24 protein-coding genes are annotated in these 25,377 nt (G+C 63.4%); 1 reads left to right on the plus strand and 23 read right to left on the minus strand.

The window, feature by feature from the left end; translation table 11 throughout:
- Positions 1-107: 107 nt before the first annotated feature.
- Positions 108-1,367 (minus strand): UDP-N-acetylglucosamine 1-carboxyvinyltransferase, encoded by a 1,260-nt coding sequence (murA, locus tag EHW12_RS19305; protein ID WP_003941314.1) that lies wholly within the window; start codon positions 1,365-1,367, stop codon positions 108-110.
- Positions 1,368-1,421: 54 nt separating this feature from the next.
- Here murA and EHW12_RS19310 point away from each other — a divergent pair, with 54 nt between their 5' ends.
- Positions 1,422-1,994, plus strand: a complete 573-nt coding sequence (locus EHW12_RS19310) for a cob(I)yrinic acid a,c-diamide adenosyltransferase (RefSeq protein WP_030537338.1) — start codon at positions 1,422-1,424, stop codon at positions 1,992-1,994.
- A gap of 10 nt (positions 1,995-2,004) precedes the next feature.
- On the opposite strand, the gene EHW12_RS19315 is transcribed toward EHW12_RS19310, so the two are convergent.
- The 22 genes from EHW12_RS19315 to argS form a co-directional block, all read right to left on the minus strand.
- Complete coding sequence (locus EHW12_RS19315) at positions 2,005-2,427, minus strand: DUF2550 domain-containing protein (RefSeq protein WP_029255703.1); 423 nt, start codon at positions 2,425-2,427, stop codon at positions 2,005-2,007.
- 49 nt (positions 2,428-2,476) lie between these two features.
- Positions 2,477-2,845 carry a F0F1 ATP synthase subunit epsilon gene (locus EHW12_RS19320; RefSeq protein WP_003941287.1) on the minus strand — a complete coding sequence of 123 codons (369 nt, stop codon included), beginning with the start codon at positions 2,843-2,845 and terminating at the stop codon, positions 2,477-2,479.
- Between the two features lie 6 nt (positions 2,846-2,851).
- Positions 2,852-4,303: a F0F1 ATP synthase subunit beta gene (gene atpD / locus EHW12_RS19325; RefSeq protein ID WP_003941349.1), complete on the minus strand. Its 1,452-nt coding sequence runs from the start codon at positions 4,301-4,303 to the stop codon at positions 2,852-2,854.
- Between the two features lie 3 nt (positions 4,304-4,306).
- Complete coding sequence (locus EHW12_RS19330; RefSeq protein ID WP_003941320.1) at positions 4,307-5,290, minus strand: F0F1 ATP synthase subunit gamma; 984 nt, start codon at positions 5,288-5,290, stop codon at positions 4,307-4,309.
- A 48-nt stretch (positions 5,291-5,338) separates the two neighbouring features.
- Entirely contained in the window at positions 5,339-6,982 is a 1,644-nt protein-coding gene (atpA, locus tag EHW12_RS19335) for a F0F1 ATP synthase subunit alpha (protein WP_007726218.1), read from the minus strand.
- 62 nt (positions 6,983-7,044) lie between these two features.
- A complete protein-coding gene (locus tag EHW12_RS19340; protein ID WP_003941304.1) occupies positions 7,045-7,869 on the minus strand; it encodes a F0F1 ATP synthase subunit delta in 825 nt (274 codons plus the stop codon).
- A gap of 5 nt (positions 7,870-7,874) precedes the next feature.
- Positions 7,875-8,435, minus strand: coding sequence for a F0F1 ATP synthase subunit B (locus tag EHW12_RS19345; RefSeq protein WP_042923197.1), 561 nt, complete (start codon positions 8,433-8,435; stop codon positions 7,875-7,877).
- Between the two features lie 7 nt (positions 8,436-8,442).
- A complete protein-coding gene (locus EHW12_RS19350; protein WP_042923194.1) occupies positions 8,443-8,691 on the minus strand; it encodes an ATP synthase F0 subunit C in 249 nt (82 codons plus the stop codon).
- Positions 8,692-8,774: 83 nt separating this feature from the next.
- A complete protein-coding gene (gene atpB / locus EHW12_RS19355; protein WP_125051506.1) occupies positions 8,775-9,602 on the minus strand; it encodes a F0F1 ATP synthase subunit A in 828 nt (275 codons plus the stop codon).
- Between the two features lie 280 nt (positions 9,603-9,882).
- Complete coding sequence (locus tag EHW12_RS19360; protein WP_007726213.1) at positions 9,883-10,293, minus strand: hypothetical protein; 411 nt, start codon at positions 10,291-10,293, stop codon at positions 9,883-9,885.
- A gap of 92 nt (positions 10,294-10,385) precedes the next feature.
- Complete coding sequence (locus tag EHW12_RS19365; protein WP_003941359.1) at positions 10,386-11,573, minus strand: MraY family glycosyltransferase; 1,188 nt, start codon at positions 11,571-11,573, stop codon at positions 10,386-10,388.
- Positions 11,570-12,895: a serine hydroxymethyltransferase gene (gene glyA / locus EHW12_RS19370; protein ID WP_047270157.1), complete on the minus strand. Its 1,326-nt coding sequence runs from the start codon at positions 12,893-12,895 to the stop codon at positions 11,570-11,572. Before glyA ends, EHW12_RS19365 begins: the two co-directional genes overlap by 4 nt.
- Before the next feature lie 2 nt (positions 12,896-12,897).
- Positions 12,898-13,560 carry an L-threonylcarbamoyladenylate synthase gene (locus tag EHW12_RS19375; RefSeq protein ID WP_003941345.1) on the minus strand — a complete coding sequence of 221 codons (663 nt, stop codon included), beginning with the start codon at positions 13,558-13,560 and terminating at the stop codon, positions 12,898-12,900.
- Complete coding sequence (gene prmC, locus EHW12_RS19380; protein WP_007726206.1) at positions 13,557-14,489, minus strand: peptide chain release factor N(5)-glutamine methyltransferase; 933 nt, start codon at positions 14,487-14,489, stop codon at positions 13,557-13,559. The genes EHW12_RS19375 and prmC overlap by 4 nt, the downstream gene beginning before the upstream one ends.
- A 77-nt stretch (positions 14,490-14,566) precedes the next feature.
- Complete coding sequence (gene prfA / locus EHW12_RS19385) at positions 14,567-15,646, minus strand: peptide chain release factor 1 (RefSeq protein ID WP_003941341.1); 1,080 nt, start codon at positions 15,644-15,646, stop codon at positions 14,567-14,569.
- Positions 15,647-15,792: 146 nt separating this feature from the next.
- On the minus strand, positions 15,793-16,029 hold the full coding sequence (gene rpmE, locus EHW12_RS19390; protein WP_003941310.1) for a 50S ribosomal protein L31: 237 nt from the start codon (positions 16,027-16,029) through the stop codon (positions 15,793-15,795).
- Between the two features lie 225 nt (positions 16,030-16,254).
- On the minus strand, positions 16,255-18,384 hold the full coding sequence (rho, locus tag EHW12_RS19395) for a transcription termination factor Rho (protein WP_058227676.1): 2,130 nt from the start codon (positions 18,382-18,384) through the stop codon (positions 16,255-16,257).
- 503 nt (positions 18,385-18,887) lie between these two features.
- Positions 18,888-19,832, minus strand: coding sequence for a homoserine kinase (gene thrB, locus EHW12_RS19400; RefSeq protein ID WP_054186746.1), 945 nt, complete (start codon positions 19,830-19,832; stop codon positions 18,888-18,890).
- Between the two features lie 44 nt (positions 19,833-19,876).
- Positions 19,877-20,959 carry a threonine synthase gene (gene thrC / locus EHW12_RS19405; RefSeq protein WP_003941280.1) on the minus strand — a complete coding sequence of 361 codons (1,083 nt, stop codon included), beginning with the start codon at positions 20,957-20,959 and terminating at the stop codon, positions 19,877-19,879.
- A complete protein-coding gene (locus tag EHW12_RS19410) occupies positions 20,956-22,269 on the minus strand; it encodes a homoserine dehydrogenase (protein WP_007726192.1) in 1,314 nt (437 codons plus the stop codon). Before EHW12_RS19410 ends, thrC begins: the two co-directional genes overlap by 4 nt.
- Entirely contained in the window at positions 22,266-23,687 is a 1,422-nt protein-coding gene (lysA, locus tag EHW12_RS19415; RefSeq protein WP_003941384.1) for a diaminopimelate decarboxylase, read from the minus strand. The genes EHW12_RS19410 and lysA overlap by 4 nt, the downstream gene beginning before the upstream one ends.
- Complete coding sequence (gene argS / locus EHW12_RS19420) at positions 23,684-25,336, minus strand: arginine--tRNA ligase (protein WP_003941360.1); 1,653 nt, start codon at positions 25,334-25,336, stop codon at positions 23,684-23,686. The genes lysA and argS overlap by 4 nt, the downstream gene beginning before the upstream one ends.
- Between the last annotated feature and the right edge of the window lie 41 nt (positions 25,337-25,377).

A 25,377-nucleotide genomic window follows, 5' to 3' on the forward strand; every position in this document is an offset into this window, starting at 1 on the left:
ACAAATCGCCTGGTCACCACACCGAATTGGCCGATTAAGGCCAGGTCAGACCGTTGAGCCTTTCCGCCAACTGCGAATAGGCCCGAGTGTGACGCCGAGCACCGAAGCTATTCGGAGCCCACCCGCTCGATCACTCCCCCGAGTCCACGGAGATTCTCGACGAATCGCGGGTACCCACGGTCGATGTGGAAGATGTCGTGAACTTCGGTGGTTCCGTCCGCAACCAACCCCGCAAGCACGAGCCCGGCGCCGGCCCGAATGTCCGAAGACCACACCGGTGCACTCGACAACACCGGAACTCCGCGGATCACCGCATGGTGACCGTCAGTACGAGCGTCGGCGCCGAGTCGGATCATTTCCTCGACAAATCGGAAACGCGATTCGAATACGTTCTCGGTGATCATCGACGTGCCTTCGGCAACCGCAGCCAAACCGATTGCCATCGGCTGCAGGTCGGTCGGGAATCCGGGGTACGGCAATGTTGCGAAATTGACCGCTTTAGGCCGTTCACGCTGAATGACGCGGAAACCGTCAACCTCGGGAGTCACCTCCGCGCCGGCCGTCCGAAGCTTGTCGAGGACCAGTCCGAGATGCTTGTGGTTCACCCCACGAACGCGGACGTCACCCCTGGTCATGGATGCCGCGACACCCCACGTTGCAGCGACGATCCGATCGCCGATGACACGGTGCGTAGTCGGTTCCAACTTGCGGACGCCTTGAATGGTGAGCGTCGAACTTCCGCCGCCAGATACCTTGGCGCCCATCTCGTTGAGCATGTTGCACAGATCCACGATCTCGGGCTCACGTGCAGCGTTGTCGATCACTGTCTCACCACGGGCGAGGACCGCTGCCATCAAGATGTTCTCGGTTGCACCCACAGACGGGAAGACCAGGCGGATGTTCGCTCCATGCAGGTCGTCTGCCTCGGCAACTACACATCCGTGTTCGATCTCGCTGCGCGCACCCAACAGGCGGAGCCCGGATTGGTGCATGTCGAGGGGCCGAGAACCGATGGCGTCACCGCCAGGCAAGGCAACAACAGCGCGTCTACAACGCGCGACCAGCGGACCGAGAACACACACTGACGCTCGGAACTGTTTCACCGCATCGAAGTCAGCGTGATACTTCGGCTCGGCCGGCGTCGTGATCCGCACTTCGGAATCTTCGAGTTCGACTTCGCAGCCCAGACCTCGCAGAACGTCCGCCATCAGCGGTACGTCGAGAATGTCCGGGCAGTTGGTCACGACAGTGGTGCCTTCGGCCAACAGCGCCGCGGCCATCAGCTTCAGCACACTGTTCTTGGCCCCTCCCACCAGTACTTCACCTTCGAGGCGGTTACCCCCGGTCACAAGAAAGTGCTCACTCACGGTTCACAGCCTAGAGCCACAACCTCGTCGGCACCGCGCCGGTACCGTAGCCCTATGTCTGTTCACCTGACGAAGATCTACACCCGGACCGGCGACGACGGGACCACGGGCCTCAGCGATTTTTCCCGCGTGTCCAAGAACGATCCGCGTCTGATCGCCTACGCGGATTGCGACGAGACCAATGCAGCGATCGGTGTGGCCGTTGCCCTCGGCACTCCCCCGGAGAATCTCCTCGCAATGCTGCGCCAGATCCAGAACGACCTTTTCGACGCAGGGGCCGACTTGTCCACCCCCGTGGTCGAGAACCCGAAGTACCCGCCGCTACGAGTGACTCAGTCCTACATCGATCGACTCGAAGGATGGTGCGATGAACTCAATGAGCAACTGGCACCGTTGAATTCGTTCATTCTGCCGGGCGGAACCGCCTTGGGAGCCCTGCTTCACGTAGCAAGAACCGTCTCGCGGCGTGCTGAGCGTGCGGCTTGGTCCGCCATCAATGCGAACCCGGAGGACACGAGCGTGCTCCCCGCGAAATACCTCAACAGATTGTCGGATCTGCTCTTCATCATGGGAAGAGTGGCAAATCCTGAAGGCGATGTGCTCTGGAAGCCCGGCGCCGGGGCTTGAGCGGGACCGGTCAGGCGGTGCGTCGCCTACGGGCGCGCCCGTCCGGCCGAGATTCCACCCAGGACAGGAACGCTGTCAATGCTCCACTGTCCAAAGCGATTTCGTAGGCCGACGAGCCGTCATTGACCTTGACCACGACGATGTCGTCGCTCATGATGTCGAATTCGGTACCCGAGGGAGAACGACGGCTCTCGACCTCGATACCTTGACGATCGATCCTGGAGTCCGGGCCCGGCCGCAGACTCGACAGTTTGAAAAAGACAAAGGTGCTTTCGCCGTAGCGAATGATTCCGTGACGCCACCCGCTGTCCCCCGGAGATGGCAGAACACGAAGCAGTGCAGCGGTACCGCCGCGACGCAGAACCAGCAGACGATACAGAAAAGCCGCGACGAGAACCGCGAGCAGCACAACCAGAATGATCAACACAGTCATTCCGAATGTCACTGTTCGTCGGCTCCCGTCGCGGCTTTACTCGAGTAACTTACGCGCGCTCGACGGCCCGGAGCTGACCCTTGGCGACCGCAATCGCTTCGAGGTCGCCCGAGTTCTCGGCCAAGACAGCCTTGGCTGCCTCGACGTCGATGTCCTGTGCCATGTCCGCGGACTCGGCAAGGATCGTCACCGTCGTCGCAGTGACGGAGAGAAATCCTCCGTGTACCGCAGCAACGATACGCTCGCCGTCGACCGAGGTGATCGACACGGTTCCGCCCTCGATCAGCTGGCCGAGGACCGGCTCATGCCCAGGCATGATTCCGATTTCACCCTCGGTGGTCTGAGCGCTGACCAGCGTCGCCGAACCAGACCACAAGCGCTGCTCGACGGCAACGAGTTCTACGGTCATCTCAGCCATCGTGGACTACTTCCCGGCCATCTTCTTGGCTGCAGCCTCGACGTCGTCGAGTCCACCGCAGCTGTTGAATGCCTGCTCGGGCAGGTGATCGAACTCGCCCTTGCAGACGCGGTCGAAGGCTTCGATCGTGTCGCGGAGCGGCACGACGGAGCCGGGCTCACCGGTGAACTTCTCGGCAACGATGAAGTTCTGGCCGAGGAACTTCTGGATACGACGGGCGCGGCCGACGAGGACCTTGTCCTCTTCCTGAAGCTCGTCCATACCGAGGATGGCGATGATGTCCTGCAGTTCCTTGTACTTCTGCAGAATGCGCTTGACCTCGTTGGCGACGCGGAAGTGCTCGGCACCGACGATGCCGGGCTCCAGGATGCGGGAGGTCGAGCTCAGCGGATCCACAGCGGGGTAGATACCCATCTGCGAAATCGGGCGCGAAAGCTCGGTGGTGGCATCGAGGTGCGCGAAGGTCGTAGCCGGCGCGGGGTCGGTGTAGTCGTCGGCGGGCACGTAAATAGCCTGCAGCGAGGTGATCGAGCGACCGCGAGTCGAGGTGATGCGCTCCTGGAGCTCACCCATCTCGTCCGCCAGCGTGGGCTGGTAGCCCACTGCCGAAGGCATACGGCCGAGGAGGGTGGAAACCTCGGAGCCTGCCTGCGTGAAGCGGAAGATGTTGTCGATGAACAGCAGAACGTCCTGGCCCTGGACGTCGCGGAAGTACTCCGCCATCGTCAGTGCGGACAGGGCGACGCGCATACGCGTTCCGGGCGGCTCGTCCATCTGGCCGAAGACAAGGGCGGTGTCCTGGAGGACGCCCATCTCTTCCATTTCCAGGTGGAGGTCGGTGCCCTCACGGGTACGCTCACCGACGCCTGCGAACACCGAGGTGCCCGAGAACTCGCGAGCGATACGCGTGATCATTTCCTGGATCAGAACGGTCTTGCCGACGCCGGCGCCACCGAACAGGCCGATCTTTCCACCCTTGACGTACGGGGTGAGAAGGTCGATGACCTTGATGCCGGTCTCGAGGATCTCGGTCTTACCTTCGAGCTGATCGAAGGCTGGTGGCTTGCGGTGGATGCCCCACTGCTCGCCGTCGCGGCCGAGGCCGGGGGTGTCGAGGCAATCGCCCAGGGCGTTGAACACGTGGCCCTTGACGACGTCACCGACGGGAACCGAGATCGGCTTGCCCGAGTCGGTCACTGCAGTGCCGCGGACGAGGCCGTCGGTGGGCTGCATGGAGACGGTGCGGACCAGGTTGTCACCGAGGTGCTGTGCAACCTCGAGCGTCAGCGTCTTGGCGACCGAGGGAAGCGTGATCTCGGCGTTCAGGGCGTTGAACAGTTCAGGAACAGCGCCACGCGGGAATTCAACGTCCACGACGGGACCGATGACCCGCACGACGCGGCCGGCTACGGCCGAAGCCGAACCTGCCCCGTTGTTTTCGGTTACTGCTGCGGTCATGTGCTAGTCACTTCCTGCGCTCGAGGCGAGCGCGTTGGCGCCGCCGACGATCTCGCTGATTTCCTGGGTGATCTGGGCCTGGCGAGCCTGGTTGGCCTGACGGCTCAACGTGTTCACCAGTTCGTTTGCGTTGTCCGTCGCGGCCTTCATGGCAGTACGACGGGCTGCCGACTCCGATGCCGCAGCATCGAGAAGCGACGAGAAGATACGAGTGCTGACGTACTTCGGGAGAAGAGCGCCGAGAAGCTTCTCGGGCTCGGGCTCGAAGCTGAAGTCCGCGACGGGGCCATTGTCATGGTCGTCGTCGTGGCCGTTGGTCAGCATGTCGTCACCGAGTTCGATGCGCTCTTCCGACACGAAGACCTCGAGAGGAGCCATACGGCGAACCTCGGGAGTCTGCGTCAGCATCGACACGAAGCGGGTGTAGACGATATGGAGTTCGTCGACGCCCTCGATCGTGCCTTCACCGTTCGGAGCGGCAACCTGGTTACCCGAACCAGCCATGAACAGCTCCACCAGGTGGCGGCTGGCCTTCGCGGCATCCGAGTAACCCGGATCCTGCGAGAAGCCCGTCCACGCAGCACCGATGTCGCGGCCGCGGAACGTGTAGTAGCCGAGCCCCTTGGAACCGAGCACGTACACGACCGGCTCCTTGCCCTCGCTGCGGAGGAGAGCCATGAGCTCTTCTGCCTGCTTGAGGACGTTGGAGTTGTAGCCCCCACACATGCCGCGGTCACTGGTGACAACGAGGACCGCTGCCCGCTTGGGCTCCGGACGCTCGTTGAGCAACGGGTGATCGAGCGAAGCAGACGCACTCGCCAATTCGGTGAGTACCTTCGTGATCTCCTCGGCATACGGCTTGGACGCGGCGACGCGAATCTGAGCCTTGGTGATACGCGAAGTCGCGATCAGTTCCTGTGCCTTGGTGATCTTCTTGGTCGAGTTGACCGACTTGATACGAGACCGCAATTCGAGAATGCTCGCCATCGATCAATCACTCTCCCTTCGGAATTCGCAGTGTCATGGGCGCGTACGTCACTTGCTGACGGTCTTGCGCTTGACGTTGATCTGCTCGTTCGCGACCTCGTCGGCGCCCAAAGCGTCAGCCTCGGCTTCGTTCACGACCCGGCTTCCGTCGGATGCGATGAAGCCTTCCTTGAACTTGTTCGTTGCAGCGATCAGCTCAGCAGCGTTGTCGGCATCGAGTGCCTTACCGCCGTTGATGCTGGAGTAGACGCCTGCAGCCGAGTGCTTGAGGTCTTCGAGCAGTTCCTTCTCGAAGCGACGGACGTCGCCGATCGGAACGCTGTCGAAGATGCCTTCGCCGGCGAGGTAGATCGAGACGATCTGGTCCTCGACGGGGATCGGGCTGTACTGATCCTGCTTGAGCAGCTCGACCAGGCGGGCACCGCGCTCGAGCTGAGCCTTGGAGGCAGCGTCGAGGTCGGATGCGAAGGCGGAGAACGCTTCGAGCTCACGGAACTGAGCCAGTTCCAGACGCAGCGAACCGGAAACCTTCTTCATGCCCTTGGTCTGTGCAGCGCCACCGACGCGGGAGACCGAGATACCGACGTTGATCGCGGGGCGAACGCCCTTGTTGAACAGGTCGGACTCGAGGAACACCTGACCGTCGGTGATGGAGATGACGTTGGTCGGGATGTAAGCCGAGACGTCGTTCGCCTTCGTCTCGATGATCGGCAGAGCCGTCAGCGAGCCACCGCCGAGTGCGTCGGACAGCTTCGCCGAACGCTCCAGCAGACGGGAGTGCAAGTAGAAGACGTCGCCGGGGTAAGCCTCGCGTCCCGGCGGGCGACGCAGCAGGAGCGAGATGGCGCGGTACGCCTCTGCCTGCTTGGTCAGGTCGTCGAACACGACCAGAACGTGCTTGCCCTGGTACATCCAGTGCTGGCCGATGGCCGAGCCGGTGTACGGTGCGAGCCACTTGAAGCCTGCGGAATCAGATGCCGGGGCAGCAACGATGGTGGTGTACTCCATCGCGCCCTTCTCCTCGAGGGCAGCCTTGACGCCCGCGATGGTGGAACCCTTCTGACCGATGGCAACGTAGATGCAGCGCACCTGCTTGTTGACATCGCCGGAATCCCAGTTGGCCTTCTGGTTCAGGATGGCGTCGATGCAGACCGCGGTCTTGCCGGTCTTGCGGTCGCCGATGATGAGCTGGCGCTGGCCGCGGCCGATCGGGGTCATGGCGTCGATAGCCTTGATACCGGTCTGGAGCGGCTCTTCGACCGGCTGGCGCTCGAGCACCGAAGCGGCCTGGAGCTCGAGTGCACGGTTCTCGGTGCTCTCGATCTCGCCGAGGCCGTCGATGGGCGCACCCAGCGGGTCGATGACGCGGCCGAGGAAAGCATCGCCGACGGGAACCGACAGAACGTCGCCCGTGCGCTTTACTTCCTGGCCTTCTTGAATGTTCTGGTAATCGCCAAGGATGACGGCACCGATTTCGGTGGCATCCAGGTTGAGCGCGACGCCGACGATTCCACCGGGGAACTCCAACAGCTCGTTGGACATAGCCGAAGGCAGGCCAGAGACGTGCGCAATGCCGTCACTGGTGTCGGTCACTGTGCCGACCTCCTCACGGGAGGCCTCCGGGGAGTAGCTCGCGGTGTAGTTGTCGATCGCGCTACGGATCTCGTCGGAGGAGATCGTCAGCTCCGCCATGTTTTTCCTGCTCTCGGTGTCTGGTCTTCGAAAAGATCTGGAGTATGTGTTCGGCTGAAGGACTACTTGAGGTTCTTCCGCAGTGCTGCGAGTCGACCCGCTGCGCTGCCGTCGATAACCTCGTCGCCCACCCGGACGACCAAGCCGCTGAGGAGTTCTGGATCGACCTCGACGTGCACTGCTACCGGCTTCCCGTAGGTGCGGGTAAGAGTGCTCGCCAAGCGATCCGACTGCTCCGAGCTCAACGCCGAGGCGCTGCGAACGTGAGCAACGGTGGTATCGCGCTGCGCTGCGGCAAGATTCGACAGCTGATCGAAAGTGTCTGCGGGTGCAGACTTCAACCGGCCGACAGCCTGTCCGGCGAGTGCCTCGGTGACCGCGGTGACCTTGCCGTAGAGCAAGCGGGAGAGGAACTCACGCTTGCGGGCTGCGGGAACCGACAGATCCGAGAGCGTCTGCTCCAGGCTGGGATCCCCTGCCACGATGCGACCGAGACGGAAGAGCTCGTCCTCAACGGTGTCCAACTGGCTCTGATCGGCTGCGGCGCGGAGCAGAGCTTCGCGTCCGAGCAGTTCGAGCGAGTTGACCAAGTCGCGGGCCGCAGACCAGTCCTGGCCTGCAGCTGCCTTCACGGTGGCGAGCGCCTCGGCGCCGACCTTTCCGGAGAACAACTGCTCTGCCAAAGCCTGGCGACCAGCGGCCGGTGCCGAAGCGTCAGCCAGCGCGCTGCGAAGAGCGCGCTGGCCGTCGAGTACCTCGACCACCGAGAAGAGCTCGGACCCAGCCTGAGCAGAAGCAGCAGTTGCGGCTCCTGCAGAGACGGCGCCCAGGGCACTGCTCAGCGCAGAACGAGTCTGCGCCAAGGCTTCACGGCTCGCTGCGTACATGTTGCTCACTTCCTGGCTGAATCAGCGCTGACGGTGTCGAGCTCGTTGAGGAAACGATCAACCGTTCCGGCGCGCTTCACGTCGTCGGCGAGGGACTCCCCGATGACCTTCTCGGCCAGGTCTACAGCGGTCTTGCCGAGATCCGAGCGGAGCTCAGCGACGATCTGCTGACGCTGGGCGACGAGCTGGCTGTGGCCTGCGGCCACGATGCGGTCGCTCTCGTCCTGCGCCTGAACCTTCATGTCAGCGATGATCTGCTGACCCTGGGTACGCGCTTCCTCACGGATCTGCGCTGCCTCGGTACGAGCTTCGGCGAGCTGCGCGCGGTACTGCTCGAGCGCTGCTGCTGCCTCTGCCTGTGCTGCTTCGGCCTTTTGTATACCGCCCTCGATCTGCTCGGTGCGTTCGGCCAAGACCTTCTGGAACTTCGGAAGAACGAGCTTCCAGAAGACGAAACCGACTACTACGAGCGCGACCGCGGACCACACGATGTCGTATGTCTCGGGGATGAGGGGGTTGTGTTCAGTCGTCCCCTCCGCCGCGAGAATTGCGATGGTGGCTGCCATGTCGGTCTTAGAAGATGAAGCCGGCGACGAGGCCGATCAGCGCGAGGGCCTCGGTGAATGCAATACCGAGGAACATCGTGGTGCGAACCTGTCCGGCCATCTCGGGCTGGCGGACCATGCCTTCGATTGCCTTGCCAACAACGATACCCACGCCGATGCCGGGGCCGATCGCTGCGAGGCCGTAGCCGATGGCTCCGAAGCCCTTGGAGCGAGAGACAGTCTCGGCAGTTTCCTGTGCCAGGTATGCGAGGCTCATGGTGTTCCGTTCCCTTTCTGTTGACCTCCGCCGGATTCGGCAAGAGGCTCAGTTCTTGGTGTAGCTGGTGAGGAGGTAAAAGGTCAGTGCTCGTCGGCGTGGAGCGCCAGATCGATGTACACCGCGGTCAGCAGCGCGAACACGTAAGCCTGCAGGAAGATGACCAGCAGCTCGAAGAACGTGAATGCGATACCGGCAATGATCGACGGAACACCGAAGATCGCCTGGAATCCGCCGGACACGAAGAGGAAGTAGTTCGTCGCGCTGAAGAACAGCACCAGCAGGATGTGGCCGGCCAACATGTTGGCCATGAGACGAACCATCAGCGTGAACGGGCGCAGGATGAAGGTCGAGATGAACTCGATGGGCACCAACAGGAAGTGCAGGGGCAGCGGGACGCCGGGAACGACGATGCTGCTCTTGACGTACTTGAAGAAGCCGTACTTCTTGATTCCCACGTAGTTGAACACGATGTAGGCGAGCGCTGCGAGTACCAGCGGCATACCGATTCGTGCGTTCGGCGAGATGTTCAGGAAGGGAATGACGCTGGCCAGGTTGCTGGCGACCACGATGAAGAAGATCGTCGTGATGACCGGCAGGAAGCGCTTGCCCTGTTCCTTGCCCAGGATCTCCTCGGCGATGTTGATACGAACGAAGTCGAGCGCGAGCTCAGCTGCGTTCTGCAGTCCACGGGGAACCAGTCGAGGGCTGCGCATTGCGATCACGAAGAAGGCTGCGACCAGCACCGACATCAGCAGACGAATCAGCATCAGACGGTCGAGCTCGAAGGGGCCCGCGTGAATCAACACGGAGGGCGGGAAAAAATCGTCTAGTGACGGCGCATGGAATTCATCCGCGGCCAGGGTGGTGACGCTCAGCGTTCTCTCCCGTAGTCGGTCCGCAGCCATCATTGACTGCGGTTCGATCGGACATTGACGATCTACAAGTCGACAAGTTCGACTCGCGCATTCGTCAGCAGCTGGAGAACCCTAGAGGGGCCTGGCGTCTGTCGGTGTCGGCGACTCTCGTCGACTCAGTGGTCAGAATTTCGACCACCTGCGAGCACATGGCATCGTCGGCTGAGTGTTACTCGGCCCACCATTGCTCTCGCTTGAACCGAACCTTATCAAGTCATCTACGACATTGTGTAGATGGGGTACCTGGAAGTCCGATTAGTTACCTCTTGTAGTACTACTCGTCGTCGTCGACGTTGCTGCTGGGAGCGGGATCGACGTACGGAGTTTTGGTTCCCAGGACGCCGTAAGTCTCCGCACCGAGCACCACGACCAGCGACATGATGATGACCAGGACGAGGGCGGTCTTGTTGTAGAAATCCATGTCCGAGAGGACAAAGAGAACAACCATCGCGAGAATCATCTTCAGCAGCCACGTGCCGAGAAGAACTGCACCGGCCGTGAGCGCAGGCAACTTCGCTGTGAGCAGCACGCCCAGCGCCGTGAACAGGATGAACCCGCCGCCGACGGCTGCGCCGATCAAAGCGCCGTAGACGCCTTCCTTACCGGCGAAGAGCCCGCCCAGGAGCGCGCCGACCACGGCCAGCGCGATCAGCCCCATCACACCCCACTTCACGGCCGACTTCATGGCGGCGGTCGAATCAGGGATGGGTTGCGAGGCAGGTACAGGCTGCGGCGTGTTCGTCACGATGCCCAAGGGTAATGGATCGGAAAACTTGGCTAGCGACGCTGCTGCTTGCGATCGATCAGGGAAGGCACCGCAGTGAAGAACAACGCAAGAACCAAACCGGCCGCGACGAGTACAACAACCAGCTGACGATTGAGCAGCGAGGATCCGACGGCACCGAACGCCAGGACGCTGACCCACAGGTAGATGACCAGCACAACTCGTCGGTGCGTGTGTCCGATCTGCAAGAGGCGATGATGCAGGTGCATCTTGTCCGGACTGAACGGACTGACGCCCGCTTTCGTCCGGCGGATCACGGCCAGGAGCATGTCCAGCATCGGGATGAACATCACAGCCCCGACCAGCAACAACGGCGCGAGGAGGCCGACGAGGTCGCGGGTTCCGTAGGCAGTCAGCGGAATACGACCGGATGCACTGGTGGAGATCGCGGCCAGCATGAGACCGATCAACATCGACCCGGAATCGCCCATGAAAATGCGCGCTGGATTGAAGTTGTGTGGAAGAAAACCGAGACAAGCGCCTGCCAAAGCCGCCGCGATCATCGCCGGCGGGTAGACACTCGCGTCGCCGCCCTGATCGTGGAGAAGACCGATCGAGAAGATGAGGATGGCGAGCGCCGCGATCAGACCCAACCCGGCGGCCAATCCGTCGAGACCGTCGACAAAATTCATGGCGTTGATGGTCGCGACGGCAACAGCAACGGTGAACAGTCCGGATTGAATCTGATCGAGGATGATGGTGGACCCACCGTCACCGCCGAACGGGTTGTAGATGATGAACCAGCTGACGCCCATCACCACGAGAACGCCGGCAGCAGTCACCTGACCGACAAATTTGGTGAGGGCGTCGAGGCCCCACCTGTCGTCGATCACACCCACGAGGACGATGACGGCGCCAGCTACGAGCGCAGCGTGTACGTCAGGACTGCCGAAGCCGAAACCTCTTGTGAGCGCGGGTAATTGCTGCGCGAACAGCAGACCGACAGCCATGCCGACATACATTCCGACGCCACCGAGGCGCGGAATCGGCTCGACGTGAACGTCCCGATCACGAGGAATCGCGACAGCGCCGAACCTCAGCGCCAACAACCGGACTGCGCCAGTCGCCAGGTAGGTCACCACCGCCGCCGTACACAGCACGAGCAAAAGTTCACGGATGGGAACACCCGCTCCCCCGCCACCCTGTGCCAGATACGTGGTCGCCTCGTAGGAAGTGATCACTGCTCGAGATCACCCGTCTGGCGGGCATAGGCAGGCTTTGCCCGGACCAGTTCGCGAACGCCGTCGGCAACTGCTGCCAACTCGGCCTCTCCTGACGTGGTGGCGGGGTCCGCGACAACTGCGCGCGCGATCAACTCCCCCACCACGCTCATGTCGGAGCGGTTGAAACCCTGGGTCGTCACGGCCGCGGACCCGACGCGGATTCCGGACGTGACGGCGGGCGACTGCGGATCGAACGGAATCGCGTTCTTGTTGAGCGTGATCGAAGCCAGTCCGCACCTACGCTCGGCGTCGACTCCGGTGACACCGCTTGCGCGCAGGTCGAGAAGCGCCAGATGTGTGTCGGTTCCACCGGACACGGTGCGCAGGCCGCGAGCTTCCAACGACTGCGCGAGTGCCGATGCGTTGGCAACCACTTCCTGTGCATACCAACGATATTCCGGCGTCGACGCTTCCTTGAAGGCAACCGCCTTCCCGGCGATCGCATGCATCATCGGGCCGCCTTGAATGAAGGGGAACACCGCGCGATCTACAGCCGAGGCGTGCTCGCTGCGGCACAGGATCATTCCGCCGCGCGGGCCTCTGAGGACTTTGTGCGTCGTCGCGGAGACGACGTCGGCGTACGGAACGCACGAAGGTATCGCCCGGCCTGCCACCAGTCCGATGAAGTGGGCGGCGTCGACCCACAGGATCGCACCGACCTCGTCTGCGATCGAGCGGAAGGCTGCGAAGTCGATGGTGCGGGAGTACGCGGTCGCGCCGGCGACGATGATTTTCGGCTTGTGCGCCAGAGCCAGGGTGCGAACCTCGTCGTAGTCGATCAATTCGGTGGCCGAATCGACGTGATAGGGAACGGTGGTGAACCACTGCCCAGAAAAGCTGACGCGAGACCCGTGAGTCAGATGCCCACCGTGCGGCAGACTCATCGCCAATACGGTGTCGCCGGGCTTGGCGAATGCGGCGTACACCGCGAGATTCGCAGTGGCCCCCGAATGCGGTTGGACGTTGACGTGCTCGGCGCCGAACAGCGCCTTTGCCCGATCGATCGCCAGATTCTCGGCTACGTCGACGTACTCGCACCCGCCGTAGTAACGCCGACCCGGATAGCCCTCGGCGTACTTGTTGCTCAGGGTCGAACCCAAGGCAGCCAGTACGGCAGGGCTGGTGAAGTTCTCGCTCGCGATGAGTTGAAGTCCGTCGCGCTGACGCTCGAGTTCGGCCAGCGCAACAGCCGCGATCTCGGGGTCTGCCGTGGCAAGCTCACCGAAATCCGGTCCCCAATACGTGGATTCCCCCGCGCGCTCGCCGCCGGCGCCGACCATCGTTACGAAACTCCCTCTACGAGACTTTCCGGACTGGTGCCCAATACCTCGGCGATGGATTCTGCCGAGACGGCACCCACTCGCAAGATACGCGGTGAATTGCCGGTCAGGTCGACGATCGTGGAAGCAACGGCGTGTTCGGCCTTGCCCCCGTCGAGATACACGCTGGCAGATCCGCCGAGCTGATCTCGGGCTTCCTCGACGGTAGTTGCCGGCGGACGCCCCGAAATGTTGGCGCTCGAGACGGCAAGCGGTCCGACATCGCGCAACAGTTCGAGAGCAACCGGATGCAAGGGCATGCGGAGCATGACGGTTCCGCGGGTATCACCGAGGTCCCAGGCAAGTGAAGGCGCCTGCTCGACGACCAGGCTCAGTCCGCCGGGCCAGAATGCGCGGATCAGATCCCGTGCCTGCGGGCGCACGCTGTAGACGAGCCCGTCGATGGTGTTCCACGATCCGACCAGAACCGGGACGGGCATGTCTCGCCCGCGTCCCTTGGCGCGCAAAAGACTCGTGACAGCTTCGCTGTCGAACGCGTCGGCGGCGAGTCCGTAAAGGGTGTCGGTAGGGAGAACTACGAGTCGGCCGGCCTTGAGCGCGTTCTTCGCGGCGGCCAAGCCTGCGGTTCGGGAATCTGTCTGACTGCAGTCGTACACGGTGCTCACTCAGCCATCCTTTCACTCTGCGCTTCGGGCGTTCGATTCCGCTGTGCTTCGACGTCGGTGGCGACACGTCTGGCGACGACGAATCGCGGACGACCGGCAAGATCTGGATGCTGCGCGACCTCGCCGAATACCCGGCGCGCCGAGAACAGCGCAGCGACGCCGTCCCCGTTGGTGTCGTCGTGCTCGATGCCTGCCGCGCCGCCGATTCGAAGCCACCGCGCGATGTTGCTGATCATGGGTTTGATGACGGACAGACCGTCGACGCCACCGAACAACGCGGTGTGCGGGTCGTAATCCATGACCTCAGGCTGCAATTGCACGCCTTCGGGGATGTACGGCGGATTGGAAACGACCAGATCGACGCCGCCCTCGAGCCCTGGCAACAGGTTCCGATCGGTGACATCGCCCTGATGCAGATGGATCGGTGTATCACCGGCGGCCTCGCGGTCGGCAGCATTACGACGCGCCCACGCCAACGCGGCGGGCTCCTTCTCCACGGCGTGAACGACGGCGTCCGGACGGGCCTCGGCGATGGACAGCGCGAGTACACCCGATCCCGTACACAGGTCCAGAACTACCGGCGGCTTGCTTCCGCAACCTTCGAGGAACGAGAGTGCCCAACCCATGAGCAGTTCGGTTTCCGGCCGCGGAATGAAGACACCCGGCCCGACAGCGACGTCGATGTTGCCCATCGACGCGACTCCGATGATGTGCTGCAACGGAATCCGCTTCACCCGTTGGGCAACCAACTCGTCGAACGCCGCGATGACCTCGGGATCGACCAACGGAATCAGTCCGAGACGCGTGCGTTCGACCCCGAGCAGGTGGGATGCCAACAACTCGGCGTCGGTGCGTGGGCTGGGCACACCTGCGGCGTCGAGCTGTTTTGCAGCTTCGATCAGCGCCAAACGAAGTGGAAGTCGACTCACGGGTACAGCCTGCCACGCTCGACCGACACGCGGTTCACCGAGTTCCCGGCGGGATGGAGGTCAGTCATGGTCTGCATCTACTCGGCCGCGAGACGCGCCTCTCGGTCCGCCTTGCCCAATGCATCGAGAAGTGCGTCGAGCTCACCGTCGAGCACCGCGTCGAGGTTGTGCGACTTGAATCCGATGCGGTGATCGGTGATGCGGTTCTCGGGGAAGTTGTAGGTGCGGATGCGCTCCGAACGGTCCACCGTCCGAACCTGACTCTGGCGACCTGCCGACGCTTCAGCGTCCGCGGCTTCCTCGGCGACTACCTGCAAACGGGCTGCAAGGACCTGCATGGCGCGCGCCTTGTTCTGGAGCTGCGAACGCTCGTTCTGGCAGGTGACGACGATGCCGGTCGGAAGGTGCGTGATTCGGACAGCAGAGTCGGTCGTGTTGACGCCCTGACCGCCCTTGCCGGACGAACGGTAGACGTCGATACGCAGGTCACTTTCGTCGATCTGGACCTGCTCGACCTCTTCGGGCTCCGGGTAGACCAGAACGCCGGCAGCCGAAGTGTGAACGCGTCCCTGGGATTCGGTGACGGGCACTCGCTGGACGCGGTGAACGCCGCCCTCGAACTTCAGCCGCGCCCACACTCCGTCCGGGGTGTCCGACTTGCTCTTGATCGACAGCGTGGCTTCCTTGTATCCGCCGAGATCGGAGACCGTCGCGTCGAGAATCTCGACGCGCCAGCCATGCCGTTCCGCGTAGCGGACGTACATGCGGGCCAGGTCCGAGGCGAAGAGCGCGGATTCTTCGCCGCCCTCACCGGACTTCACTTCGAGGACGATGTCGTCGCCGTCATGCGGATCACGCGGCGCCAACTGATCGGTAAGCGTCTGCTCGAGCTGCGCGACCTCGGCTTCGAGATCGGGGATCTCGGCGGCGAAGCTGGAATCGTCGGCGGCTAGTTCGCGCGCGGCTTCCAGATCGTCCTGCGCAGCGGTGAGCTTGTTGTACGTCGACATGATCGGCGAGAGCTCGGAGAACCGCTTACCGACGCGCCTGGCAGCGGCAGGGTCGTTGTGCAGCGCCGGATCGGACATCTGTGCTTCGAGACCGGCGTGCTCCGCCAAGATGTCGTCGATGGCCGAGGGCTGGGTTGCGCCTGCCATGGTTCGCTCCGCTCTGAGTTTCGATTCCTACGGTGCGCGCTTGAAGGTATTTCGACGCCGGGACCCGGGAAACGCGCAAACCGAGTGCAGGCACAAAAAAGCCGACGCCCGATCTGCGCATGGCAGATCGGGCGTCGGCGGAACAGCTAGGACTCGGTGGCCGGGACCTTGCTGTCTGCGCGCTTGCCGTAGCGAGCCTCGAAGCGAGCGACGCGTCCACCGGTGTCGAGAATCTTCTGCTTGCCCGTGTAGAACGGGTGGCACTGCGAGCAAACCTCGACGTTGATGCGTCCGGACTCCTTGGTGCTGTGGGTCTCGAACGTGTTACCGCAACCGCAGACGACGGTGGTCGCTACGTAGGTTGGGTGGATTCCTGCCTTCATGGTGTCCCTTTCAATGGTCGCCGGGTCGACGTCGCCAATCGACATCGTGAACCGGAACCGGACTCGGCCGTTCAGTATGCCAGATGCGGTACCTCACCGGATAATCCGCGTCTCGCACGCCTCGGGGTGGCTGTACGAAGTTGTCAACGCACTGCCCCTCGGTTTTGTTCCGCCCACGCAAAAGGCCCACAACCAGCTGGTTGTGGGCCTTTGACGTCGAGTCGATCAGTCGTCGATCGCACCCGGTGCGGTCTTGGAGACCTGCATCAGGAACTCGAGGTTGTTCTTGCTCTTCTTCAGTCGATCGATCAGCAGATCGATGGCCTGATGCGAGTCCAGACCGGACAGGACGCGACGGAGCTTGTGCAGCACCGCAGCTTCGTCCGGGCTCAGGAGCAACTCGTCCTTACGCGTGCTGGACGGGTTGACGTCCACGGCCGGGAACACGCGGCGTTCGGCGATCTTGCGATCGAGCTTGAGCTCGGCGTTGCCGGTGCCCTTGAACTCTTCGAAGATCACGGTGTCGCCGGTGGATCCGGTCTCGACCATTGCGGTAGCGATGATGGTGAGCGATCCACCGTTCTCGATGTTGCGGGCAGCACCGAGGAAACGCTTCGGCGGGTAGAGCGCCGTCGAGTCGACACCACCGGAGAGGATGCGTCCCGACGCCGGCGAGGAGTTGTTGTACGCACGACCCAGACGCGTGATGGAGTCGAGCAGTACGACGACGTCCTTACCCATCTCGACCAGGCGCTTCGCACGCTCGATTGCCAGCTCGGCAACTGCGGTGTGATCTCCCGGCGGGCGGTCGAAGGTGGAGGAAATGACCTCACCCTTCACGCTGCGCTGCATGTCGGTCACTTCCTCGGGACGCTCGTCCACGAGGATGACCATCAGGTAGCACTCAGGATTGTTGGTGGCGACGGCATTCGCGATCGCCTGCAACACGCTGGTCTTACCGGCCTTGGGCGGGCTCACGATGAGGGCGCGCTGGCCCTTACCGATGGGCATCACCAGGTCGATGACACGCGTGGTGAGAATGTGCTGCTCGGTCTCGAGGCGCAGACGCTGGTTCGGGTACAGCGGCGTGAGCTTGTTGAACTCGGGGCGCTTCTTCGCGGCCTCGACGTCGCCGCCGTTGACCGTGTCGATACGGACCAGCGGGTTGAACTTCTGACGCTGGCTACCCTGCTCACCGTCACGCGAGACGCGGACGGCACCGGTGATGGCGTCGCCACGGCGAAGGCCGTTCTTGCGGATCAGGTTCATGGAGACGTAGACGTCGTTGGGGCCGGCGAGGTACCCGGACGTACGCACGAAGGCGTAATTGTCGAGGACGTCGAGGATGCCGGCGACCGGCTGCAGGACGTCGTCCTCACGAATCTCGGTCTCGCGTGAATCGTTGGGTGCGCCACCCTCACCGCGATCGCGACCACGGCCACGGCGCTCGCGGAAACGGCGTCCGCGGCGTCCGCGTCCACCCTCTTCGTCGTCGTCCGGCCCGTTGTTGCGGTTGTCCGTGCGAGGACCGGCGTTGTTCTGGCCGGCGTTGTTCTGATTGCCGCGATCCTGACGGTCCTGGCGATCCTGGTTACCCCGGTTGCCCTGGTTCTCGCGCTGGCCCTGGTTGTCCCGCTGGCCCTGGTTGTCCCGGTTTCGCTCGCGGCGGGGACGCTCGTTGCCCTGCTCGGCAGGAGCCTGATCAGCGTCGGACTTGCCCTCGGTGCGCGCAGGACGCTCGGCCGGAGCCTCGGCCTTGGCGGTCTCGGCGACCTTCGAAGAATCGGCGGCCTTCGCGGTGTCCGCGTCGGACTTCGCCGAAGGAGCTTCCTGCTCGATGCTCAGTTCGCCCTGGTCGGGTGAACCTGCACGACGAGCGGCGCCACGACGCTGACGTCCGCGACGGGGTGCGCTCTGATCGGAATCCTCGGCGGATTCGGTACGCGCAGGCGCGGCCTCGGCAGGAGCCGATTCGGCTGCCGGAGCTGTTTCGGCTGCGGGGGTTTCGGTGCGTGCGGCGCGAGTGCTCTTGGCACGAGTGCGCGCAACGGGTGCGTCGTCGAGAGTGAGTTCACTCTGTGCGGGTGCAGCCTTTGCGCTGCCGCCCTGGCGCTCTTTGATGGCTGCGATCAGGTCACCCTTGCGCATGCCGGAAGTGCCTTTGATGCCCAGTTCACCCGCAAGAGTGCGGAGTTCGGTGAGCACCATGCCGGAGAGTCCGGCACCACGGCGCGTTTCGGCACGCTTCGTGGAGGTCGCCACCGCACCGTTCGATGCTGAAGATGACGCCTGAGAATTGTCGCCTGATTCCGACCCGGCGGGTGCAGAAGTGGCGATGAGGTCCGTATCGGTCACGGAGGTCCTTTCCTTCCCTCACTCGCACTGCGCAAAGTCGAGGGTTCGTCCCGCAGTTCGATTGAATACCGAACTCGGTGGTGCCGTACGTGGTTGCTGTCCAGAACTGCCGGCTTGTCCGCCGTCACATGATTGTCGGAAACTCTCGCCTCAAACTTTTCATGCGCTCGCAAACCTGCCCAACGCGCCTTCGTCGACGATTCACTCCCCCGTGTGTTGAACCCCAGAGTGATGGAACCTCTGAGTGTTCGATCCGCGGAGGATTCAAACCTTCGGAGAAGGTACAAGCGTGAGGATCATGCCTGCGAGAATCATGCCAAGGACTGTGGACCCCGATTGGGAAGGAGTTTTGCCCCCTGGTGATGCACCGGCGACTGACGCGCACGATGTACGGACATAGCCCAGGATAGCGCCCAAACCTGAGTCCGGCAAGAATTTGGACGACTGGGTGTGTCAGTTCACTACCGATCGGTAGTGGGCGATCACCTGGACCAAGGCAGGGATCAGACCGTCGTCGTGGATACTTCGACGCCGTCGGCGATGTCCAATTCGAGCACACGTAGTCCGTCTGCCCGCGCCGCTTCCGCGAGTTCGTCGGGGAAAGGTTCTGTGCTGAGCGCCAACACGGTGGGGCCGGCTCCCGAAACGGTCGCAGCAATACCCGCCTCGCGCAGGATCCCGATCCATCGCGTCGTGAGCGGAAGCGCGGGTGCGCGCTGTGCCTGATGCAGGCGATCCTCGGTGGCCGCCATCAACAGATCGGGCCGAGCAGTGAGCGCAACGACGGCGAGCGCGCTGCGGCTCGCGTTGAACGAGGCATCCTGGTGCGGAACCAATTCGGGCAGGAGCCCGCGAGTGTGTGCGGTGGACGACCGCTCCTCGGGAACCAGTGCCACAGCACGGATGTCGGGATGGACGTCGAGTTTGGCCGCGGAGTAGATCGGCTCGTCGCCTTCGACGGCCGGTGGGCAACTCCACGAGACGACTGCGCCACCGAGAACACTGGCAGACGCGTTGTCCGGGTGACCTTCGAACTCGGACGAGAGTTGAACCAACTGCTCTTCCGTCAAGCCGATCTCGGCATCGAGAGCGCGCGCCAGACCGTTGGCTGCTGCCAATCCACCGACAGCCGCGGAAGCCGAGGATCCCAACCCGCGCGAATGTGGAATCGCGTTGCGACACAACACGTCCAGGCCACTGGCCCACACTCCGGCCGCTTCGAGACCACGCTCGATGGCGCGGACCACGAGATGCGAAGGACCCCAGGGTACGTCGGCAGCGCCTTCACCTTCGACGCGGATCTGAAGGCCTGAATCCGTTGTGGTGACTACGATTTCGTCGTACAACCCCAACGCCAGGCCGAGGGTGTCGAACCCCGGCCCCAAGTTCGCACTCGAGGCCGGGACGCGAGCAGTCACCGAAAGGCCGATAGGCAGGGTTATAGTCATGTCAGACACCGGATTCCGCGGAGTGGTCGATGAATCCACGGACACTATGCAAGCTCGAGGGCAGCCGCGACGGCAACGGGATCGACACCGATCGGCTCGACGTTCGGCATACCCTTCAAAGCCGTGTCAGGATCCTTGAGACCGTTACCGGTCACCGTGCACACGACGGTCAGGCCCGGCTCGAGCCAGCCCTCTGCACGTGCGGCGAGCAGGCCGGCGACACTGGCTGCCGACGCCGGTTCGACGAAGACGCCCTCGGTGGCGGCGATCAGACGGTAAGCCTCGAGGATCTTCTCGTCGGTGGCGGCACGGAATGCACCGTTCGACTCTTCCTTCGCGGCGACAGCGCCGTTCCAGGACGCGGGAGAACCGATTCGGATTGCGGTGGCGATGGTTTCGGGATCCTTGACGGGTGCACCGTTGACCAGCGGAGCCGCTCCGGCTGCCTGGACACCGAGCATGCGGGGCTTGACCGTGGTCAGACCGTCCGCGTAGTACTCGGAGTATCCGCGCCAGTACGCGGTGATGTTACCGGCGTTTCCGACCGGGAGTGCGTGCACGTCGGGAGCCTTGCCGAGGACGTCCATGATCTCGAATGCCGCGGTCTTCTGGCCTTCGATGCGCACCGGGTTGACCGAGTTGACGAGACCGATGGTGGGGAATTCGGCCGTGGTCTTGCGTGCCAGCTCGAGGCAGTCGTCGAAGTTGCCCTGGACCTGAATGATCTTGGCGCCGTGCATGACTGCCTGCGCAAGCTTGCCCATGGCGATCTTGCCCTGCGGGATGAGCACGGCGCAGGTCATGCCGGCCTTGGCTGCATACGCAGCGGCCGAGGCGGAGGTGTTGCCGGTGGACGCGCACAGAACTGCGCGCTGGCCACGGGCCAAGGCGTCGGTGACGGCCATCGTCATGCCGCGGTCCTTGAAGGAACCGGTGGGGTTGAGGCCCTCGACCTTGAGGTAGACGTCGCAGCCGGTGATCTCGGAGAGGTGGCCGGCCGGCAGGAGCGGGGTGCCGCCTTCGCGCAGGGTGACGGTCTTCCAGTTGTCACCGATCGCGAGACGGTCCCGGTATGCCTCGATGAGACCCGGCCATGCCTTGTGGACGGGGTTGACGATGCCGGTCATTGTTCAGTGCCTTCCAGTCGCAGCACGCTGGTCACAGCGGTGACGAATTCGAGTTCGTTGAGGGCCGCCACGGTCTCGGAGAGAGCCGCGTCGGTTGCTACATGAGTGACGACCACCAGACGCGCGCCGGCGCCGGCGCCCTCCTGGCGGACGACGGAGATGCTCACGCCGTGCTTGGCGAACTCGGCGGCGACTGCGGACAGCACACCTTCCTTGTCCGCGACCTCCATGTTCACGTAGTAGCGCGTGAGGATGTCGCCCATCGGGGCGACCTTGAGCTTGGCGTACTTGGACTCGCGGGGGCCGCGTCCGCCGTGAACCTTGTTGCGCGCAGCCATCACCAGGTCACCCATCACCGCGGAAGCGGTGGGGGCGCCGCCTGCACCCTGGCCGTAGAACATGAGCCGGCCGGCGTTCTCTGCTTCCACGACAACGGCGTTGAACGCGCCGTTGACCGAGGCCAGCGGATGGCTGAGCGGAACCAGCGCCGGGTACACGCGAGCGGAAATCCGCTCCTTGCCCTTGGGCGTGACGATGCGCTCGCAGATCGAGAGCAACTTGATCGTGCAGTCGAGTGCCTTCGCCGAAGCCAGGTCGGCGGAGGTGATCGTGGAGATTCCTTCGCGGTACACGTCCGCGGCAGTGACGCGGGTGTGGAACGCGATCGACGCGAGGATCGCTGCCTTCGCCGCGGCGTCGTAGCCTTCGACGTCCGCGGTCGGGTCGGCTTCCGCGTATCCGAGGCGTCCGGCTTCGGCCAAGGTCTCTTCGTAGTCGGCGCCGGTCTCGTCCATCGCCGAAAGGATGAAATTGGTGGTGCCGTTCACGATTCCGGCGACCTTGTTGACACGGTCTCCGGCCAACGACTGTGTGAGCGGGCGGATCACGGGGATCGCGCCGGCAACAGCGGCCTCGAAGTACAGGTCGACAGAGTTGGCCTCTGCAGCCTCCGCCAATTCACCGGTGTGGTCCGCGAGCAGCGCCTTGTTGGCGGTCACGACCGACTTGCCGGAGTTGAGCGAAGAGAGAATCAGCTTGCGAGGGAGCTCGATTCCGCCGATCACCTCGACCACGATGTCGACGTCGTCACGACCGACCAGGGACTCGGCGTCCGTCGTCTGCAGTTCCTCGGGAATTCCGCGGTCCGAGCCGATACGGCGGACGGCAACCCCCCGCAGTTCCAACGGGGCGCCGACGCGAGCTTCGAGTTCCTCGGCCTGCTCACGAATGATCCGGACGACCTCGCTCCCGACGTTGCCGAGGCCGAGAACGGCCACACCGATAGCGCGATGCGCCGATTCGCTCGTCACTGCGATACCTCCAAGCTGAGCAGATCTTCCACTGTTTCCCTCCGCAGAATCACGCGTGAGACTCCGTCACGCACCGCCACCACGGCTGGGCGGGTGAGCAGGTTGTACCTGCTCGACATCGAATAGCAGTATGCACCGGTCGCTGCTACCGCTAGTAAATCACCGGGCCCGACGTCCTCGGGCATCCAGGTGTCCCGAATGACCACGTCACCGGACTCGCAGTGCTTACCGACGATACGTGCAACGACGGGATCAGCCTCGGAAGTTCGCGAAACCAACTTGGCTTCGTACTCCGCACCGTAGAGGGACGTGCGGATGTTGTCGCTCATCCCGCCGTCGACGCTGATGTAGCGGCGTGTCAGCGAGCTACCCACCGTGACGTCCTTGATGGTGCCGACCTCGTAGAGCGTCACCGTGCCAGGTCCGGCGATGGCGCGGCCGGGTTCGACGGCAAGCGTCGGCTCCGGCAATCCGGCCAGTGCTGACTCGTTGCGCACGATGTGGCCGAGCTTTGCTGCCAGTTCGTCGACGGGCGGCGGGTCGTCGGAGGGGATATACGAGATCCCCATGCCGCCGCCGAGGTCGATGATCGAAATCTGCTTGGTCTTCTCGACTCCGAACTCGGTGACGACGTCGCGGAGCAAACCGATCACACGGTGCGCTGCCACCTCGAAACCGTCGACGTCGAAGATCTGCGAACCGATGTGGCTGTGCAGGCCGACCAGGCGCAAGTTGTCGGCAGCGAAGACGCGACGGACCGCGTCGATCGCCGCTCCCCCGGCCAGCGAGAAACCGAACTTCTGGTCCTCGTGTGCGGTGGAGATGAATTCGTGAGTATGCGCTTCGACGCCGACGGTCAGTCGGATCAACACGTCCTGAACGACACCGGCCTCACCGGCGACACGATCGAGTCGGTCGATCTCGATCGACGAGTCGAGCACGACGTGTCCGACGCCCGCGGCGACACCAGCGGCCAGTTCGGCGACTGACTTGTTGTTGCCGTGCATGGCAATTCGCTCGGCCGGGAAGTCCGCGTGCAACGCGATCGCCAGTTCGCCGCCGGAGCAGACGTCGAGCGAGAGGCCTTCGTCGGCGACCCAGCGTGCGATCTCGCCACAGAGGAATGCCTTGGATGCGTAGTGCACCTTGGCATCCGGGCCGAAGGCGCGGGCCATGTCACGGCAGCGCGAGCGGAAGTCGTCCTCGTCGATGACGAACAGCGGGGTGCCGTACTTCTCGGCAAGTTCACCGACCTTGACACCCGCGAGGGTCACTTCACCGTCGTCGCCACGAGAAGCGTTGCGCGGCCACACCTGCGGTGAGAGTTCGCCGAAGGCTTCGGGGCTGGTCGGACGGTCGGGCAAGCCGGGGGCCTGCAACTGCTCGGCGTGCTTGGGGCCGGCGGGGTGCGCGTTCACATTTGCTCCGGTGCGGTGACGCCGAGCAGTTCGAGACCGTTGGCCAGGACCTGTCGGGTGGCGGCGCAGAGAGCCAGACGCGCGCGGTGCACGTCGGTGGCGTCTTCGTCGCCTTGCGGAAGGATGCGGCACGCGCCGTAGAAGCGGTGGTACGCACCCGCGAGTTCTTCGAGGTAGCGGGCAATACGGTGCGGCTCACGCAGATTCGCAGCGCTCGACACGACGCGTGGATACTCGCCGATCGTGCGGATGAGGTCACCCTCCTGCTCGACGGTGAGCAGGGCGAGGTTGCTCGCGTCGGCGGACAGACCGAGGTCTGCGGCGTTGCGGGCGATCGCCGAGAGGCGTGCGTGCGCGTACTGCACGTAGTAGACGGGGTTCTCGCTGCTGGTCTTGGTCCACAGGTCGAGGTCGATGTCGATGCTCGAGTCGACCGACGAGCGGATCATGACGTAACGCGAGGCGTCGACGCCGATTGCCTCGACCAGGTCGTCGAGGGTGATGACGGTGCCTGCACGCTTGCTCATCTTGACGGCAGTGCCGTCCTTGACGAGGTTGACCATCTGGCCGATCAGCACCTCGACGGTGTCCGGATCGTCGCCGAATGCGGCAGCGGCAGCCTTGAGACGGCCGATGTAACCGTGATGGTCGGCGCCGAGCATGTAGATACAGAGGTCGAACCCACGGGCGCGCTTGTTCTGGAAGTAGGCGATGTCACCGGCGATGTAGGCGGCGTTGCCATCGCTCTTGATGACGACGCGGTCCTTGTCGTCGCCGTAGTCGGTGCTCTTGAGCCACCACGCACCGTCTTCGTGGAAGAGGTTGCCCGAACCCTTGAGGGATTCGACGGCCTTCTCGACCGCACCGGATTCGAAGAGCGAGTTCTCGTGGAAGTAGACGTCGAAGTCGACGCCGAAGTCGTGCAGGGTCTGCTTGATGTGCGTGAACATCAATTCGACGCCGATGGCGCGGAAGGTTTCCTGCTGCTCGTCGGCAGGCAGATCCATGACGTCGGGACGCTGCTTCAGAACCGAGGCGGCGATGTCGGCGATGTATGCACCGGCGTAACCGTCTTCGGGAGCAGGTTCACCCTTCGCTGCAGCGATCAGCGAACGCGAGAAGCGGTCGATCTGGGCACCGTGATCGTTGAAGTAGTACTCACGTGTTACCAAACCACCCTGCGCGGACAGAATGCGTCCGAGCGCGTCTCCGACTGCGGCCCAACGGGTTCCACCGAGGTGAATCGGTCCGGTGGGGTTGGCGGAGACGAATTCGAGGTTGATCTTCTTGCCGGCGAGGGAGTCACCCGAGCCGTACGACGCACCGGCTTCGAGAACCGACACGACGATCGCGCCCTGGGCGTCCTTGTCCAACCGAATGTTGAGGAAGCCGGGCCCGGCGATCTCGGCGGATTCGATTCCGTCGGCAGCGGTGAGGGCTTCGGCGATCCAGCCCGCCAGCTCGCGGGGATTCGTGCCGACCTTCTTGGCTACCTGCATGGCAATGTTGGTGGCGTAATCGCCGTGCTCGGGGTTGCGTGGTCGCTCGACGGTGAGGGTTTCGGGTAGCACGGATACGTCGAGGCCACGATCGGCAAGGACGCTCGCTGCGGTTCCGCGGAGCAGTTCGGCAAGGTCAGCTGGAGTCACAGGTATTCATCCTATTGCCTGCACACCGGAAGTGGAGACTC

It is taken from the genome of Rhodococcus sp. NJ-530, assembly GCF_003860625.1.
GTDB lineage: Bacteria > Actinomycetota > Actinomycetes > Mycobacteriales > Mycobacteriaceae > Rhodococcus_F > Rhodococcus_F qingshengii.

What these genes read in the sequence shown, in the direction of transcription:
- thrB (WP_054186746.1), bottom strand. Translation starts at nt 19,832, where the DNA reads ATGACTATAACCCTGCCTATCGGCCTTTCGGTGACTGCTCGCGTCCCG.
- glyA (WP_047270157.1), bottom strand. Translation starts at nt 12,895, where the DNA reads ATGGTCGGCGCCGGCGGCGAGCGCGCGGGGGAATCCACGTATTGGGGA.
- EHW12_RS19315 (WP_029255703.1), bottom strand. Translation starts at nt 2,427, where the DNA reads ATGACTGTGTTGATCATTCTGGTTGTGCTGCTCGCGGTTCTCGTCGCG.
- atpA (WP_007726218.1), bottom strand. Translation starts at nt 6,982, where the DNA reads ATGGCGGAGCTGACGATCTCCTCCGACGAGATCCGTAGCGCGATCGAC.
- EHW12_RS19345 (WP_042923197.1), bottom strand. Translation starts at nt 8,435, where the DNA reads ATGGCAGCCACCATCGCAATTCTCGCGGCGGAGGGGACGACTGAACAC.
- EHW12_RS19360 (WP_007726213.1), bottom strand. Translation starts at nt 10,293, where the DNA reads ATGAAGTCGGCCGTGAAGTGGGGTGTGATGGGGCTGATCGCGCTGGCC.
- thrC (WP_003941280.1), bottom strand. Translation starts at nt 20,959, where the DNA reads ATGACCGGCATCGTCAACCCCGTCCACAAGGCATGGCCGGGTCTCATC.
- EHW12_RS19330 (WP_003941320.1), bottom strand. Translation starts at nt 5,290, where the DNA reads ATGGCGAGCATTCTCGAATTGCGGTCTCGTATCAAGTCGGTCAACTCG.
- EHW12_RS19320 (WP_003941287.1), bottom strand. Translation starts at nt 2,845, where the DNA reads ATGGCTGAGATGACCGTAGAACTCGTTGCCGTCGAGCAGCGCTTGTGG.
- prfA (WP_003941341.1), bottom strand. Translation starts at nt 15,646, where the DNA reads ATGGCAGGCGCAACCCAGCCCTCGGCCATCGACGACATCTTGGCGGAG.
- EHW12_RS19340 (WP_003941304.1), bottom strand. Translation starts at nt 7,869, where the DNA reads ATGTACGCAGCGAGCCGTGAAGCCTTGGCGCAGACTCGTTCTGCGCTG.
- EHW12_RS19350 (WP_042923194.1), bottom strand. Translation starts at nt 8,691, where the DNA reads ATGAGCCTCGCATACCTGGCACAGGAAACTGCCGAGACTGTCTCTCGC.
- EHW12_RS19310 (WP_030537338.1), top strand. Translation starts at nt 1,422, where the DNA reads ATGTCTGTTCACCTGACGAAGATCTACACCCGGACCGGCGACGACGGG.
- rpmE (WP_003941310.1), bottom strand. Translation starts at nt 16,029, where the DNA reads ATGAAGGCAGGAATCCACCCAACCTACGTAGCGACCACCGTCGTCTGC.
- atpB (WP_125051506.1), bottom strand. Translation starts at nt 9,602, where the DNA reads ATGATGGCTGCGGACCGACTACGGGAGAGAACGCTGAGCGTCACCACC.
- atpD (WP_003941349.1), bottom strand. Translation starts at nt 4,303, where the DNA reads ATGACCGCAGCAGTAACCGAAAACAACGGGGCAGGTTCGGCTTCGGCC.